Origin of the sequence: Hymenobacter sp. H14-R3 (assembly GCF_030063445.1) — a bacterium.
GTDB lineage: Bacteria > Bacteroidota > Bacteroidia > Cytophagales > Hymenobacteraceae > Hymenobacter.
Genome location: NZ_JASITD010000006.1, coordinates 55908 through 72166, shown reverse-complemented (window position 1 = coordinate 72166; position 16259 = coordinate 55908). Strand labels below are relative to the sequence as shown.

The following is a 16259-nucleotide window of genomic DNA, read 5'->3' as shown; positions in this document are numbered from 1 at the left end:
GCAGTTGGCAACTTAGGCGTTTTCTTCTTTGGGGAAAAACTCGACAACACCGTTACGAATTTTAGTTAGGTACGTGATGTTGGGCTGCACGTTGATGGAATCCAATACGTGGAAAGCACGCTCACCATCCTCGCGGCGCAGGAGTTGGCTCAAGCGGGTAGTAGGGTCACGCATATCACCGAAAACAATAGCTTCCGTGGGGCATGACTGAGCGCAAGCTGTTACAATCTCACCATCTTTAGGACGTCGCTTTTGTTTCTTAGCCTCGAGTTTGCCCAATTGAATACGCTGCACGCAAAGCGAACACTTCTCCATAACGCCACGAGCACGTACCGTTACGTCCGGGTTCAGCACCATGCGGCCCAAGTCGGTAAACATGTGACCGTTTACGTCTTCGAACTTCTCGTTGGAGTAATATGAGAACCAGTTAAAGCGACGGACCTTATATGGGCAGTTGTTAGCGCAATAGCGCGTACCTACGCAACGGTTGTAAGTCATCTGGTTCAATCCTTCCGAACTATGCGTGGTGGCTAGCACAGGGCACACCGTTTCGCAAGGCGCGTGGTTGCAATGCTGGCACATCATAGGCTGAAAAATTACCTGCGGGTTATCCGCAGGGTCTTCCATTGCAGCATACGTGCTCAGTTTGCCTTCTTTCTCAAACTCGTCCTCGTGATGATTCGAGCTATAGTAGCGGTCAATACGCATCCAGTGCATTTCTCGGCGGTTGATAACCTGCTGCTTACCTACTACAGCGATGTTATTCTCGGTCTGACACCCAATTACGCATGAGCCACAGCCAATGCATGAATTAAGGTCAATAGCCATACCCCAGTGATGGTCATTGTACTGATAGTCCTGCCACAGGGAAACCTTATTTGGTTTCTCCAAGCCGTCAGGGGTGGCAATCAACTCGTATTCAGTTACTTCTTTAGGATTTTCGCGGTACTTGGCTAGGGTATTCTCCTGCACTACCTCACGGCGGTCCATGATGGTATGATGCGTTTGCGTTTGAGCAATGGGATTGGTAGCACCCGTTGCTTGCAGCGTTACCACGTTATGATACAGAACAGCAGTGGGAGTCGATTGAGCCAGGACAAAAGCATTGGCGCCTACCGTGTTGCCTACTTTGCCCACCTTAGTGCGGCCATAGCCAACGGCAATGCTAACGGTACCATCAGCCTGCCCAGGCTGCACGAGCACGGGTACTTCAATACTTGCGCCAGTTGCGCTGGTGACTTTAATTACATCACCCTGCTTCCACTTATTATCCTCAGCCATCTTACGCGGCACGGCCACGTAGTTGCCCCAAGTTGCCTTCGAAATAGGGTCAGGTAACTCGTGCAGAAAGGGATTATTCGCTTCTACCCCACCCTCACCGATACCTACTTTTTCGTAGAGTACGGCTTCGATACCCGCTTTGCTACCACCACTCAGACTGCTGGTTGCGGCCGCAAGGCTCATTGGCTGCGTTGTAAAAGCCGTAACAGTCAAGGCTGAACCAGTAGCTACGCCGTCGTGAACTGCTTTATCCCAGGCAGTCTGAAAACCAACATTAGTACCGAGTACGGTGCGCCAGCCGTCTTTTAGGAAGTTATAGTAGGTTTCTTCTGAGCCAGCCCAACGCAGGAAAGTCTCCTGAGCCTGACGGGTTTTGAAGATTGGCGTGATTGCTGGCTGAGAAAGGCTAAGCGACCCACGCTTAGGCTCATAGTCATTCCACGACTCCAGCCAATGATGGTCGGGTGCCTGGTATTGGCAGAGCGAACCGGTTTCGTCAAGGCGGTCATTGAGCGAAATGCTCATAGCTGCCTTGTTTGCTCTTAGCGCTTCTTCTATTTCTTTACCACGGGGGTGGTTGAAAACGGGGTTAGCATGGTAAAAAATCACCGTACCTATTGCCCCATTCTTCAAGTCGCTGACAAACTGCGCCATACGGCCATCCTCACCCTGACGAACAAACGATGGCTCTGTGAGACTCAACGTAGTACCTACGTTACCCAACGATTGGTTGATGGCTGCTACCACCGTTTGTACGGCTGGGTCGTTAGAACCCGATACCACTAGGCCAGCACCCCGATTAGCCTGCAACTCTTTTACGGCTTGGGCAACCTGCTTCTGCGCGCTTGCGGATAGCCCAGCAACTGCGCTACCACCGGCTACGCCGTTGTAAAGCGCCAGTGCTACTTTACCAATTTCAGAAGGCTTAACGGGCACCCGCACGTCAGCATTGGAACCAGTAAGTGAAAGAGCCGTTTCAAACTGGAAGTGTCGCGACATGGTGCGCTTGTCAGTGCTCACCTTGCGGTTAGCCACATACTGACGCGAATACTCAACAGGCGAAATCCAAGTGCCCAAAAAGTCAGCACCAAGGCTTACGATTACGTTGGCCTTGCTGAAATCGTAGCCGGGTAACACACCACCGTTTGCCTGCAACAGTCCTGAGGCTGAGTTCACATCATACATGATGTGCTCAAAGTTGCGGGAATTGCCAGCTAGTGCAGCAATAGCGCGCTTAGTGCTTGGGCTAATGATAGTGGGCGAAACCAAAACCGTTTTACCCGTGGTACCAGCCAAGCCGGCCCGCACGGCTTTATCAAGCTCAGCATAATCGGCTGGCTTGCCCTTAATCATGAACTGCTGCAAGCGGGCGCCGTCGTACAAGTTGAGTACGGCAGCCTGTGCACGAGCGGAGAGGCCGCCGCGCGTTACGGGCGACTCCGGGTTGCCCTCCAGCTTAATTGGCCGGCCATCGCGGTTTTTAACCAGCACGGCATTGTAGTCCGAGCCAGTGAAATAAGTAGAAGCGTAGAAGTTGGAGATGGTCGGGTCAACCTCCTCCGGCTTGTTGAGATAAGGGATTGCTTTGTGAACCGGCGTTTCGCAGGCAGCCAACGTAGCTGCTGCTACACCAAAGCCCATTAGCTTCAGAAAGTCACGACGCGGGGCAACCGACGAATCGTCGGGGCTACCTGCACGACCTTCCTTGACCGGCAAAAAGTCGGGAAACTCAGCAAAGGCATTCCTTGCAAACTCTGGCGAGTTGTCCAGCTCTTCAATTCCCTTCCAGTATTTCATCTTATCAGTAATGAGACATTTTCAGTGAACCAAGGCTGAAGTAGCAACAACCTATAGTTGGCCACTCCCAGTCTCGTTTCATGTCTTTTATAAAATCTTAGCTAAAAAAACTTAGTAGTGGCACTTCGAGCACTCAGTGCCGCCATTGGATGACACAGTGAATGGCACGGCACTGTTCGACTTATCGTGCAATTTCACGAGGTTATCGTAGTAGGCGTTGCCCTTCGTATTGAGGGGCGTTTCGCGGTGGCAGTTGATGCACCAGCCCATGGTGAGGGCTGAATACTGGTATACAACTTCCATATTCTGGATAGGGCCGTGGCAGGTCTGGCACTGAATACCACCAACTTGCGTGTGCTGCGAGTGGTTGAAGTATGCCAAATCGGGCAGGTTGTGAATACGCACCCATTGAATTGGCTGCTTACGCTCAATGGCACGGTAAATCTTCTTGATTTCGGGCGACTCCGTCTTAATCTGCGAGTGGCAATTCATGCAAATGTTGGCCGAAGGGATGTTAGCTGACTTGCCTTTATACACCGAAGTGTGGCAGTAGGCGCAGTTAATCTGGTTTTCGCCAGCGTGAATCTTGTGCGAGAATGCGATGGGCTGGGTAGGCTGATAGCCTTGGGTAAGACCCACTGCCATTACGCTTTGTACGCCAGCATAGAGTAGCACTAGACCAAACACAACACCTACAATACCGCGAAGAGCTGATGACTGGTAAAGCTTGTTCCAATCGAAACGCTGGTCGAGGATTTCAACATCGCGACCATCAAGGTCTTTGCGACCTTGCAGCACGTCTTTCATCAGGTTAGCAATGATGGCTAGCGTTACGACCAGCACAATCATTACCACTACAAGTACAATGAGAAGGATGTCGGTATAACCACCAGCACTAGCAGTAGCGCCAGCAGCGGCGGTGCCATCAACAGCGCCAGCATTTCCGGCAGTTACACCACCAGTAGTTGCGTTGGCGCCACCTTCCTGAGAAGTTACCCAAGCGACGATACTCTTAATCTCATTGTCCGACAACTGCGGAAAAGCGGGCATCTGCTGCTTTCCGTAGTCGTTATACAACTTTACAGCATAGTCGTCGCCACTGGCAATAACTTTAGCCGAGTTGTGAATCCAAGGAATAATCCATGTGATTGGACGGCGCTTGCTGATGCCAGCCAGTGCGGGACCAACTACCTTGTCATTAACAGCATGGCACTGGGCGCAGTTGTTTTTGAACAAGGCATCACCAGCGGCGATAGCGGCGGCGTCGCCCCCACCAGCACCCTGGGTACCAGTGGGGGTAACGGCCGCAGCCGTGGTGGCACCTGCTGCCCCACCAGGAGCTACGCCCTCTCTAGTGACGGTAGCAGTTTGGGCCAGGGCCAGGGCCGGAGCCGCCACGGCCAGAAATAATGCGAGCACCCATGAGCTGGTGCGTGATAGAAAGCTATTCATCATCCAAACGAACCGGTAAAACGGATTGCGGGCGTACCCTTTCCGGAGTACAAATGTAGGCTACGAATTGCGGGCGGCAAAAGCAGGAAAGCCATTTCAGAGGTACTCCAACTTATTTGGAAACATCCTAAATAACCAAACTGGGCTTCTTTTGCGGCTCACTTTAAGGTGAATCGTTACCTGTTTAACCAACCCACTCCGAATAGTTTTGGTTTTCCTTTTTGCCAGAATAACAGTTGGCTGAGGCAGCCGTTTTGCACGATGCAGCACCCTACGGCTCAGCTTTTTACTAGCATCATAAAAGCAATTAGGTCAAGGAGTTGCTAATACGCTACAAAACCAGTACCTTTGCACCCAAATTAATTTTTTTCACTTTCATAAATCAACCCCGTCAATGGACGTAAGAAATTACGAGACGGTCTTCATCCTCACCCCCGTGCTAAACGAGGGCCAGGTGCAAGAGACGGTCGAGAAGTTCTCGCAGGTGCTTAAGGAAAATAGCGCCGACCTCATTTCTACTGAAGCCTGGGGCCTGCGCAAGCTGGCTTACCCAATTCAAAAGAAATCCACTGGTTATTATTTCACGCTGACTTACAATCACAGCGCAGAAGGTAACATCGTAGACGTACTCGAACTGGCTTTCCGCCGTGACGAGCGCGTTATTCGTTTTCTAACCACGGTGCTTGATAAGCACTCGGTTACGTATAACGAGCGCCGCCGCAATGGTGAGATGAACCAGCAGAAGGCGCCCCAGGCGGCCGAAGCCGTAGCTCAGTAACCCTCTAGCAAGCAATACGATGGCTACGCAGAAACGCAATAATGACCGCAACAACGGCAACAAGCCCGTTGACACCCGTAACAAGTACTGCCGCTTCAAGAAGAACGGTATCAAGTACGTGGATTACAAAGACCCGAACTTCTTGCTGAAGTTCGTGAACGAGCAGGGCCGCTTGCTGCCCCGCCGCATCACTGGCACCAGCCTGAAATTTCAGCGCAAAGTGGCCCAGGCCGTGGCAAAAGCCCGTCACCTAGCCCTGATGCCTTACGTAGCTGACGCCCTAAAATAGACCTAAGACATGGAAATCATTCTGAAAGACGACGTTAAGGGTCTGGGTTACAAAAACGACCTCGTAACGGTGAAGTCGGGCTACGGCCGCAACTATTTGTTGCCCCAAGGCTTGGCCATGCTGGCTGACAAATCGGCTAAGAAAATCGTAGCTGAGAACGTCCGTCAGGCCGCTCACAAAGCTGAGAAAGTGAAGGCTGATGCGCAAGCAGTAGCTGACCAGGTTGGCAGCCAGGTATTTGACCTGCCCGCTAAGGTTGGTGAAACCGGTAAAATATTCGGCCGCGTAACTACGTTGCAATTGGCTGAGGCCTTGAAGAACAAGGGTATTGATATCGACCGTAAGCGCCTGAGCTTTGACCAGGAGCCCGCTACGGCTGGTGACTATACTGCTACTTTGAACCTGCACAAAGAAGTGAAACACACGATTAACTTCCGTGTGGTAGCTGCTTAATTGCTGGTTATTAGCAAATTGATTGGACGCCCTGCCGTAAGGTGGGGCGTCTTTTTTTGGGCCTACCTTTGCGATTCATGTTTCGGACTGAATTAACTATTGCGCCGCAGGAGCGGCAATTGGCGCGCACGGCGCGGGTACTCACGGTAGGCTCATGCTTTGCGGAGAGCCTCGGGGCCCGGCTGCGCCTAAATAAGGTGAATGCGCTGGTCAACCCCTTCGGGACGGTGTTTCAGCCGCTGGCGCTTGCGCAGCTGCTGCGAGCCGCAGTTGGCGAGGAGCAGGACTGGCAGCAGCACGTGGTAGAAGCGCGTGGCCGCTGGCAGAGCTACGACTTGCACAGCACTATCGGGGCTGAGTCGCCGGTCGAACTGCTGCAAACCATTCAGGAAACGGTGCAGCGCGTGGGCGACTTCGCGCGTACCGCCGATATGGTGGTGCTTACGTTGGGAACGGCCTGGGCCTATCGCCTGCGCGAGACCGGCGAGTTGGTGAGCAACCTGCACAAGCTGCCTGCCAGCCTGTTTGAGAAGGAGCTGCTAACCGCCGATGAGATTGTGAATAGCTTGGCAGAAGTGCACGCGCTACTACGTCGCATTAACCCGGAAGTTCGCATCGTGCTGACAGTTAGCCCCGTGCGCCACATCAAGGATACGCTGCCGCTGAATGCGGTGAGCAAATCAGTGCTGCGGGTGGCGTGCCACTACCTGAGCGAGTTACTGCCGGGAGTAAGCTACTTCCCAGCGTATGAGTTGCTGACCGATGAGTTGCGCGATTACCGCTTTTATGCGAGTGATATGCTGCACCCGTCGGAAGTGGCAGAAGATTATATCTGGGACAAGTTTGCGCGGGCGTATTTCGACGCAGACTTTGGGCGCTTCCGCAAGGAGTGGGCGGCAGTGCGGCAGTCGCTGGGCCACCGGCCGCTGCATCTGGGTGCCCCCGAGCACCGCGCTTTCCTGGACCAAACTGCGGAGCGCTTGGAACGACTGAACAGCCAGGGTGTGGACGTTCGCCAGGAAATACGTGATGTGCAGCGCCAACTGGTAGCGTTGCCCCCGCCCAAGCCCACGCGCGTAGCGGATTCTATTCCGGATGACGGTGAGGAGCGCATCGATATTGGCGAGGACATGATTACGCCGGCTACTCCTAGCGAGCCGCACGCCGACAGTCTGACGCAACCCAATCGGCGCAACGAGAACCGCCGTAATGGGCGACGCAACGAGCGCAACGGCCAGGACCGCCGCAATGGCCACGCCTCAGTAGCCGATGGCTTACCGACCGAATTGGAGGTAGGTCCGGCCGATAGTAACCTGCCCGAGCCTGCCGAAGAAACGGCAATAGCTGCTGTGGAGGCGGTACTAGCCGGTGGCGAGCCCGACTTGCTGCTACCAGAAGAAGGTGCCGCTTACCCAGCCAAAAAGAAAAAGCGTCGCTCGCGCGGAGGAGCCAAACGGACAGCCCGCAAAAACGCTGCCCGCCTAGTCACCGAACAGCCAGAAGGCACGGAACCGATCGGCTTAGCTACGGAAGAATTGCTGGAAGAGCTAGCTCAAGAAGCAACCGGCGTTCATATGACCGCCGAGGTGGAGGCAATAACTGTTCTGCTGGATGTACCAGCTAAGCCCAGCCGCACCTTCGTGGGCGACAGCCCGGCTACCGACCCCATGGACCAGCCGCTACTGTCGATGTCCCCTGTGCGCAAGCGCGGTACGGGCCCAACACCTAAGAAATCGACGGTTATTACGAAGTCAGTATTGGTAAAGCGCGGCAAGCGCACCGACCTGTATCGGGCTCCTGCACCTGCTGAGCAGGAAGCCGCTGTTTCTGAGCCTATTACTGGTTCCGTACAGGATGTGCCTGCTATGGCTCCTATCATTTCGCCGCCTATCATTCCGATAGCGCTACTGGAGCGGCCGGCAGTATCGGAGGCCATGCTAGCAACCCCTGTTGAGGAGCTCATCACCACCACGCTGGCCAATGTTGAGCCAGCCACGCCACCTAAGCCACGCCGGGGCCGCCCAAAAGCAGCGGCTGCGCCAACGGAGGTGACGCTTCCCGATGTAGCCGCTACGCCCGAGGTTAGCCCCGCCATAGTAGAGGCAGCCAATGAGCCGATGCCCACGATAGAAAAGCCCACCGCCCGCACGGCTAGGCCGGCAGGTAAGAAGCTGGCGACCAAGAAGCATGTCAGCTCGAAGCCAACAACCGGGAAAGATGCCGCAGCCAAAAAGCCAGCCGCTAGGAAGGCTGTTGCCAAGGCTGCCACTTCCCGGCGAGCCAAGCCACCAGGCACCGATACGCCGCCAGCTGGTGATTCGCCCGCTACCTGATTTTTCCTCAAAACCCAGCCCAGTCGGCTGGGTTTTGTTTTACCCGGTTTATTCAGCTCCTATGCCCGCTTCCTCTTCACCCGCCAACCGCTTGGCCCACGAAACCAGCCCCTACCTGCTGCAACACGCCCACAACCCCGTGGACTGGTACCCGTGGGCCGGATGCCTTGGCGCGGGCCCAGGCCGAGCAGAAGCCCATTATTGTGAGCATTGGCTACGCGGCCTGCCACTGGTGCCACGTAATGGAGCGCGAATCGTTTGAGAACGAGCAGATAGCGCGGGTGATGAACGAGTACTTCGTGTGCATTAAGGTAGACCGCGAGGAGCGGCCCGACGTGGACCAGGTGTATATGGAGGCGGTGCAGGCAATGGGCGTGCAAGGCGGTTGGCCGCTCAACGTAATGCTCACGCCCGAGGCAAAGCCGTTTTATGGCGGCACCTACTTCGCGCCCACCAACTGGGTGAAGCTGCTCGAAAACATTGCCCAGGCCTACGCCGGCGAGCACCGCGCCGAGCTGGATGGTTCGGCCGAGCGCTTTGTGCAGGTGCTGCAAACCAGCGAGCTGGCGAAATACGGCGCGCTGGACGAGCCAGCGAGCGCAAAAGTCAACGAACAGGAATTCAAGCTATTAGCCTATAACATAGCAACGTGCTACGACCGGGAGCGGGGCGGCACCAACCGGGCACCTAAGTTTCCGATGCCCAGCATCTGGCGGTTTTTGCTGCGGGCGCACCACATTTCGGACAGCCAGCAGGTGCTGAGCCAAGTGAACCTAACGCTACGTGAGATGGCGTTGGGCGGCATTTACGACCAGGTGGGCGGCGGCTTCGCCCGCTACTCGGTCGATGCCGAGTGGCTGGTGCCGCACTTCGAGAAAATGCTGTATGATAACGGCCAGCTGCTCAGCCTCTACAGCGAGGCATTTCAGGTGACGCAGGACCCGCTGTACCGCGAGGTGGTGTACCAGACGGTGGCCTGGATACGGCGCGAACTCACCAACCCGGAGGGCGGCTTCTACTCGTCGCTGGATGCGGATAGCGAGGGCGAGGAAGGCAAGTTTTACGTCTGGACCCGCGAAGAATTGCAGGCTATTCTGGGCGATGAGGAACCGCTGGCCGCTGCCTACTATAGCTGCACGGGCGTGGGCAACTGGGAGCACGGCAACAACATTCTGCACCGCCGCCAGACGGATGCCGCCTTTGCCGAAGCTCACGACCTGGAGCCTCCCGTGCTGGCCAAGCTCATCCACGGCTGGCAAAAGGCTTTGCTGGCTGCCCGCATCCAGCGCGTGCGGCCCGGCCTCGACGACAAGGTGCTGACCGGCTGGAACGCCCTCATGCTCAGCGGACTGGTGGCCGCCTACCGGGCTTTTGGCGAAGCCGAGTTTCTGGAGTTGGCTCTGCGTAATGCTGAGTTCTTGCAGCAAAACTTGCGCAACGGGCCGCGTCTGTTTCGCACTTGGAAGAACGGCCGCGCCACCATCAACGGCTTTCTGGAAGACTACGCGCTGGTGATTGAGGCCTACCTCGCCCTCTACGAAGCCACCTTTGCGGAAAGCTGGCTGCGCGAGGCCGAAGCGCTGACTACCTACGTGCTCGCCAATTTCTTTGACCCCACCGAGCAGCAGTTCTTTTATACCGATGCCAGCGCCGAGCCGCTCATCGCCCGCAAGAAAGAGCTGTTTGACAACGTGATTCCCGGCTCCAACTCGGTGATGGCCAATAACCTGCTGCGCCTGGGCCGCCACCTCGAAAACGCTGACTACCAGGCCCTGGCCACCGCCATGCTGGGCCAAGTGCAGGCACTGGCCGCCAAGGAGCCGCAGCACCTCACCAACTGGGCCAGCCTCTACGTGGCGCTGCTACGGCCGGGGGCCGAGGTGGCCATTACCGGGCCGCAGGCTGAGGAGTTTCGGGCCGAGTTGAGCCGGCAATTCTTACCCAATGATATTATGGCGGGCAGCTTGACTACCAGCGACTTGCCATTACTGCAAGGGCGCAGTGCTACCGACAAAACCACGTTCTACGTGTGCCGCAATCAGGCGTGCCAGCTGCCCGTGCACTCGGTGGCCGAGGCGCTGGCGCAGTTGGCGCTGGCCGAGCGTTAGGCGGCCGGGCGGGAATCACTGGGCCCCTGCCGGGGTTATCTTTACTATTCGCCTGCCGCTAGTTTTTGCCCGTGTCGCTTACGTTCGAATTTGCCTCCCCTACCCCCGCGCCAGCGGCCACGCCCGACCGCGTGACGCTGTTCGTGGACGTGATTTTGCCCCTGCCCCTGCCCAAGCTCTACACCTACCGGGTGCCGTTTGAGCTGAACGACAACGTGGTAGTCGGGGGCCGGGTCATCGTGCAGTTTGGGGCCAAGCGCACGCTGAGCTGCATTGTGGCCGCCGTGCACGAAATGCCGCCCAAGGACTACCAAGCCAAGTACATCCTCGAATTTATCGACGATGCACCCGTGGTGACGCAGCCCCAGCTCAAGCTATTTCGCTGGATAAGTGAGTATTACCTCTGCACGCTGGGCGAGGTCATTAACGCCGCGCTGCCGGCCGCGCTCAAGCTCAGCTCCGAGTCGCGCATTCAGCTGCACCCAGCTTTTGTGGCCGATGGCAGCCCATACCCTCTCGATGAGAGGGAAACGCGCATTGTGGACAACCTACGCAGTGAAGAAGGCAAAGCCCTGACCTTTACTGAGGTAGGTGACCTGTTGGGCGTGGCCTCGTTTCACAAAGTGCTGAAGTCCTTGATGCAGAAGGACATTATTTTTCTGTTTGAGCAGCTTTCCGATAAATACTCGCCCAAGGTGCTTAAAAAGGTGCGCCTGGCGCACCACCACCTCACCGCCGGCTCGGTCGAGAAGCTGTTTGAGGACTTGGCCAGCAAGCCCAAACAGGTAGATGTGCTGCTGAAGTACTTGCAGCGCGTGCCGGTGCACCACGACGAGCACCTCAACCACCTGGGCATTGAGAAGGCGTACCTCACTAGCTCGCCCCACCTCTCGGCCTCGGCGGTGAACACGTTGATAAAGAACGGGATACTGGAGCAGTTCGACCAGATTGTGTCGCGCTTTCCGCTCGATGAGAACCCGGTGGCCCAGATGCCTTTTCAGCTCAACGAGGCTCAGGTAGTGGCCCGCGATGAGGTGATGAGTCTGTTCGGGCAGAAAGACATTGTGCTGCTGCACGGCGTGACGGGCTCGGGTAAAACGGAGATTTATATCGACCTCATTCGCAATGCGTTAGATGGCGGCGGGCAGGTGCTGTACCTGCTGCCCGAAATTGCGCTCACGGCCCAGATTGTGACCCGCCTCATGCGCGTATTTGGCTCGCGGCTAGGGGTTTACCACTCCAAGTTTTCGGACAACGAGCGGGTGGAGGTGTGGAACGGCGTGCTCTCGGGTCGCTTCCAGGTGGTGGTGGGCGTGCGCTCGGCGGTGTTTCTGCCCTACGATAACCTGAGCCTGATTATTGTGGATGAGGAGCACGAAAGCTCCTACAAGCAGTACGACCCCGCCCCGCGCTACAATGCCCGCGAAGTGGCCCTGATGATGGGTAACTTTCAGGGAGCCAAGGTACTGCTAGGCTCGGCCACGCCGGCCGTGGAAACCTACTACCAGGCCCGCATGGGCCGCTATGGCTTGGTTACGCTCAGCAAGCGTTTTGGCGAGGCGGGCATGCCGGAGATTGAGCTGATTGATACCCGCAAGCTGCGCGCTGAGAAGAAGATGCACAACCACTTCTCATCCGACCTGCTGACCGCGATGGAAAGCAAGCTGGCCCAGAACGAGCAGATTATCCTGTTCCAGAACCGGCGCGGCTACGCCCCGGTCACGGAGTGCAACGACTGCGGGTACATTCCCAAGTGCCAGAGCTGCGCCGTGAGCCTGAGCTACCACAAGCATGCCCACGAGCTGCGCTGCCACTACTGCGGCTACCACGAGGGCATGCCCAGCCAGTGCCCGGCCTGCGGCTCGCGTGCGCTGCGCACCCAGGGCTTCGGTACCGAGAAGCTGGAAGACGACCTCAAAATAATGTTGCCCCAGGCCAACGTGCAGCGCATGGACCTAGACACGACCCGCGCCAAAAACGCCTACCAGCAGATTATCGGCGACTTTGAGCAGCAGAAAACCAACGTGCTCGTGGGTACCCAGATGGTAACCAAGGGCCTCGACTTTGAGAACGTGAGCCTGGTGGGCATCGTCAACGCCGATGCCATCATTCACTACCCCGACTACCGGGCGCACGAGCGGGCCTACCAGATGTTTGTGCAGGTGAGCGGCCGGGCGGGCCGTAAGGGCAAGAAAGGCAAGGTGTTGATTCAGACCGGCGACCCCACGCAGGTTATTTTCGATAAGGTTATCCGCAACGACTACCTGGAGTTTTACGAGTACGAGATAACGCAGCGGCGCGAGCACGAGTACCCGCCCTTCGCCCGCATTATCAAGCTCACGGTGAAGCATGTGGACCAGGAACTGGCCCAGCGCGCCGCCATCCTGCTCACTCAGGAACTGGCCGACCGCCTGGGGCGCGGGCCGGTACTGGGGCCGGAAGCGCCCTACATTTTCCGCATTCGCAATTTCTTTTTGCAGGAAATCGTTATCAAGCTCAGCCGCGAGCACACGGTATTGAAGGCGGCTAAAATGGCCATTTGCGCTGCGCTGGACGTGGTGCGCGACCAGAAGGAATACCGTCAGGCGCGCCTAGTGGTGGACGTGGACCCCATGTAGCTGCCCAGGGCTGCTGGACTGCCGCTAACCAGCAGGCGCTTTAATAAAAAGAAAAATCCCCCACCGCGCTGGCGCAGTGGGGGATTTTTCTTTTTAACTAGGTTAGATGCAGCGGCTTATAGCGCATCGAGCAGCCAGAGCACGATGAATACCACGCCGATGATGGCGATGATGGTACCAATCAGGCCGTTGAGCAGGCCCACAAGCAAGCCAATGAGCAGCAAGATGATACCAGTGCGCAGGTTGCCATCAATGCGCGACGTACTGGCCGTGTTATCGCCCTTTTTGAACTGCGACTTGGCCATCAGCTTATCCATTTTCTTGGTGACCTTGGCCAAGGCCATGCGCTGCACCAAGGTAGGCTTTTGCGGGGCAGCGGCGGGGGCCGAAGCAGTGGCAATGGTAGCACCTGCTACCGCGGCCCGGGGCTTGGTAGCCGCTGGCTTAGCAGCAACTGGGGCAATAGCTATTGGAGCGGCTACGGCGACTGGCGCGGTGGCAAAAGGGGCTTCGGGCGTAGTAGCTACTACCTCGGCAGTGGGGGCTACGGCTACGGCCGGCGCGGCGGCTACGCGGCGGGCTTTGGGAGCTGCCGTGGTGGTGCCTAGGTACGAGGCAGACTTGGGTAAGAAGGCATACTCAGCGCGGCTGCACGAGCCCAGGGCGAGGGCACCGGCGAGGACTACCGTGAGGCGGCCCAGAGTAGAGGTCAGGTTTTGCATAAGGCGAAAAACGGAGGGGGTTAATGAAAGAATTGTGGTCCGGTTACGTTAGGAAGAAAATTTTAGCTACTTGCTAAAGTGCTTTTTTTGGTTATGACAAGTAGCCTGGGTTCGTAGCTTCACCCCTATTTTGCTGAACGCCCGCCCCTACTGAGTTGTTGTTCTGGGTAGAAAAAGCTGGTTTCAAGTAGGACTGATTTTGCCGTTTATGAAGAATATCGTTGTGTTGTGGCTGAGCATAGGCACGGTAGCAGTAAGCGCCGCCTGCACCCAGCTACCCATGGAGTCGAGCATAGCCAACCGGGCGGGGCTGCGGGCAGCCACCATCGCCCCGGGCCCGCCTGACTCGGTGGGCTACCAGAGCCGGCCTCCGCGCGACCCCAACGGCATTGCCCGCTACTACCAGGGCCGCCAGATAGCCCACGTAATGGGCCACGAGGGCGCTAGCTGGCTGGAGCGCGACGACCGCAGCCAGGAAGAGGGTACCGAGACCCTGCTGAAAGAACTGCACCTCAAGCCCACCGACACCGTGGCTGACATTGGTGCGGGCACGGGCTTTTTCTCGTTTCGGCTGGCCCCGCTGGTACCCAAGGGCCGCGTGCTGGCCGTTGATATTCAGCCCGAAATGATAGCCGAGCTCAAGCAGCGCCAGGCCCGCAACGGCCTGCGCAACGTGCAGCCCGTGCTGGGCACCACCGCCGACCCGCACCTGCCCGCCGGCCAGGTAGATGTAGTGCTCATCGTGGACGCCTACCACGAGTTTGACCACCCGCGCGAGATGGGCCTGGCCATCCGGCAGGCGCTGCGGCCGGGCACCGGGCGGCTGGCGCTGGTAGAGTACCGCGCCGAAGACCCCAACGTGCCCATCAAGGAGATTCACAAAATGACCGTTGCGCAAGCCAAAAAGGAGATGAAGGCCATCGGGCTGGAGTTTGTGGAGGTGAAGGAGACGCTGCCGCAGCAGCATTTGCTGCTGTTTCGCCGGCCTAAGTAGCGGCCGCATAAGGCCCAAATAAAGAACGTCCTGCTGAACGCAGTGAAGCAGCTCTACCGCATTATCAAAACGATGCGGTAGAGCTGCTTCACTGCGTTCAACAGGACGTTCTTTTTGCTTTCGACCAGGAATTACTTCTTCATTAAGCGCTCAATATCAGCCAGTTCCAGCGGGATATCTGCCATGAGGTCCTCGTTGCCAGTGGCGGTGAGCAGGAAGTCGTTTTCGAGGCGGATACCCAGCTTCTCCTCGCGGATGTAAATGCCTGGCTCAATGGTATATACCATACCAGCCTCGAACTTGCGGTACTTGTTGCCCACGTCGTGTACGTCGAGGCCCAGGTAGTGGCTGGTGCCGTGGGGGAAGTACTTTTTATAGAGCGGCGCGTCGGGGTCCTGGTTTTTGACGTCGCTGGCGCTGAGTAGGTCGAGCTGGATGAGCTCCTGCTCCATGGCCACGCCCACGGCTTTGTGGTAGGCTTCAATGTTGTTGCCGACTACCAACTGGGTTTGGGCGTACTTGAACACCCGCAGCACGGCCTCGTACACCTGTCGCTGACGCGGGCTGTAGGTGCCCGATACCGGGATGCTGCGCGAGAGGTCGGCGGCGTAGTTGGCGTACTCGGCGCCGAAGTCCATGAGCAGCACGTCGCCGGCCTGGCACTGACGGTCGTTGCTGATGTAGTGCAGAATGGTGGCGCTTTCGCCGCTGCCGATGATGCTGGTGTAGGCCGGCCCGCGCGAGCCCGCGCGCACAAACTCGTGCAAAATCTCGGCCTCAATCTCAAACTCCCACACACCGGGCTGCACAAAGCCCAGCACCCGCCGCAGGGCGTTGCCCGTAATTTCGGCGGCGCGGCGCATCAGCCGGATTTCCTCGGGGCTCTTGATGGCGCGCAGCTGGTGCGTGAGCTTGGCGGCGCGGCGGTACTGGTGCAGCGGGTAGCGGCGCTGCAAGTCCTGGATGAAGCGGGCGTCGCGGGTTTGCACCTCCACCACCGAGCGAATGTGCTCGTTCGAGTTGAGGTACACATACTCGGCCTCGTTCATAAGGGCCGCCAGTACGGCCGGAAACGCATCGAGCCACATAATGGTGGGCACGCCCGACACGGCTTTGGCCTCATCCTTTGTCAGCTTGTAGCCTTCCCACACCAGAATATGGTCGGAGGTTTCCTTCAAAAACAGGATTTCGCGGTGCTTGGGCAGGGCCGCGTCGGGGCAGATGACCAGGATGCTTTCCTCCTGGTCGACGCCGCTCAGGTAAAAGATGTCGGTATTTTGCTTGAGGGCCAGCGTGCCGTCGGCGTTGGTGGGCAAAATATCGTTGGCGTTGAAAATAGCCAGCGACTGCGGCGGCAGCAGCTCGCAAAAGCGGCGGCGGTTTTCAACAAACAGCTCGGGGGCAATGGGACCGTAGCGCATACGAAGAGACGGG

Annotated in this window: 10 protein-coding genes and 1 pseudogene; 7 read left to right on the top strand and 4 right to left on the bottom strand. The window is 57.3% G+C overall.

Annotated elements, in window-relative coordinates:
• Window positions 1-12: 12 nt before the first annotated feature.
• The gene (locus QMK33_RS07755; protein WP_283564002.1) at window positions 13-3078 is read right to left on the bottom strand and encodes a TAT-variant-translocated molybdopterin oxidoreductase; all 3066 of its coding nucleotides are present in this window, start codon (window positions 3076-3078) and stop codon (window positions 13-15) included.
• 111 nt (window positions 3079-3189) lie between these two features.
• Window positions 3190-4530: a c-type cytochrome gene (locus QMK33_RS07750; protein WP_283564001.1), complete on the bottom strand. Its 1341-nt coding sequence runs from the start codon at window positions 4528-4530 to the stop codon at window positions 3190-3192.
• A 394-nt stretch (window positions 4531-4924) separates the two neighbouring features.
• On the opposite strand from QMK33_RS07750, the gene rpsF reads away from it, so the two are divergent.
• The 6 genes and pseudogenes from rpsF (at window position 4925) to priA (ending at window position 13109) form a co-directional block, all read left to right on the top strand.
• The gene (rpsF, locus tag QMK33_RS07745; protein WP_283564000.1) at window positions 4925-5308 is read left to right on the top strand and encodes a 30S ribosomal protein S6; all 384 of its coding nucleotides are present in this window, start codon (window positions 4925-4927) and stop codon (window positions 5306-5308) included.
• Between the two features lie 19 nt (window positions 5309-5327).
• The gene (rpsR, locus tag QMK33_RS07740; protein WP_283563999.1) at window positions 5328-5597 is read left to right on the top strand and encodes a 30S ribosomal protein S18; all 270 of its coding nucleotides are present in this window, start codon (window positions 5328-5330) and stop codon (window positions 5595-5597) included.
• Between the two features lie 9 nt (window positions 5598-5606).
• Window positions 5607-6050, top strand: coding sequence for a 50S ribosomal protein L9 (gene rplI, locus QMK33_RS07735; RefSeq protein ID WP_283563998.1), 444 nt, complete (start codon window positions 5607-5609; stop codon window positions 6048-6050).
• Between the two features lie 77 nt (window positions 6051-6127).
• On the top strand, window positions 6128-8383 hold the full coding sequence (locus QMK33_RS07730; protein WP_283563997.1) for a GSCFA domain-containing protein: 2256 nt from the start codon (window positions 6128-6130) through the stop codon (window positions 8381-8383).
• Window positions 8268-10491: pseudogene (locus QMK33_RS07725) on the top strand (thioredoxin domain-containing protein). Before QMK33_RS07730 ends, QMK33_RS07725 begins: the two are co-directional and overlap by 116 nt.
• Window positions 10492-10562: 71 nt before the next feature.
• A complete protein-coding gene (gene priA, locus QMK33_RS07720; protein WP_283563996.1) occupies window positions 10563-13109 on the top strand; it encodes a replication restart helicase PriA in 2547 nt (848 codons plus the stop codon).
• A 116-nt stretch (window positions 13110-13225) separates the two neighbouring features.
• On the opposite strand, the gene QMK33_RS07715 is transcribed toward priA, so the two are convergent.
• The gene (locus QMK33_RS07715; protein ID WP_283563995.1) at window positions 13226-13831 is read right to left on the bottom strand and encodes a hypothetical protein; all 606 of its coding nucleotides are present in this window, start codon (window positions 13829-13831) and stop codon (window positions 13226-13228) included.
• A 208-nt stretch (window positions 13832-14039) separates the two neighbouring features.
• On the opposite strand from QMK33_RS07715, the gene QMK33_RS07710 reads away from it, so the two are divergent.
• Window positions 14040-14825: a class I SAM-dependent methyltransferase gene (locus tag QMK33_RS07710; RefSeq protein ID WP_283563994.1), complete on the top strand. Its 786-nt coding sequence runs from the start codon at window positions 14040-14042 to the stop codon at window positions 14823-14825.
• A 131-nt stretch (window positions 14826-14956) separates the two neighbouring features.
• On the opposite strand, the gene QMK33_RS07705 is transcribed toward QMK33_RS07710, so the two are convergent.
• Window positions 14957-16246 carry an aminopeptidase P N-terminal domain-containing protein gene (locus QMK33_RS07705; RefSeq protein WP_283563993.1) on the bottom strand — a complete coding sequence of 430 codons (1290 nt, stop codon included), beginning with the start codon at window positions 16244-16246 and terminating at the stop codon, window positions 14957-14959.
• Between the last annotated feature and the right edge of the window lie 13 nt (window positions 16247-16259).

Excerpts from the sequence above, each read along its gene's own strand:
- QMK33_RS07755 (WP_283564002.1), bottom strand. The coding sequence starts at position 3,078 with ATGAAATACTGGAAGGGAATTGAAGAGCTGGACAACTCGCCAGAGTTT.
- QMK33_RS07750 (WP_283564001.1), bottom strand. The coding sequence starts at position 4,530 with ATGAATAGCTTTCTATCACGCACCAGCTCATGGGTGCTCGCATTATTT.
- rpsF (WP_283564000.1), top strand. The coding sequence starts at position 4,925 with ATGGACGTAAGAAATTACGAGACGGTCTTCATCCTCACCCCCGTGCTA.
- rpsR (WP_283563999.1), top strand. The coding sequence starts at position 5,328 with ATGGCTACGCAGAAACGCAATAATGACCGCAACAACGGCAACAAGCCC.
- rplI (WP_283563998.1), top strand. The coding sequence starts at position 5,607 with ATGGAAATCATTCTGAAAGACGACGTTAAGGGTCTGGGTTACAAAAAC.
- QMK33_RS07730 (WP_283563997.1), top strand. The coding sequence starts at position 6,128 with ATGTTTCGGACTGAATTAACTATTGCGCCGCAGGAGCGGCAATTGGCG.
- QMK33_RS07715 (WP_283563995.1), bottom strand. The coding sequence starts at position 13,831 with ATGCAAAACCTGACCTCTACTCTGGGCCGCCTCACGGTAGTCCTCGCC.
- QMK33_RS07710 (WP_283563994.1), top strand. The coding sequence starts at position 14,040 with ATGAAGAATATCGTTGTGTTGTGGCTGAGCATAGGCACGGTAGCAGTA.
- QMK33_RS07705 (WP_283563993.1), bottom strand. The coding sequence starts at position 16,246 with ATGCGCTACGGTCCCATTGCCCCCGAGCTGTTTGTTGAAAACCGCCGC.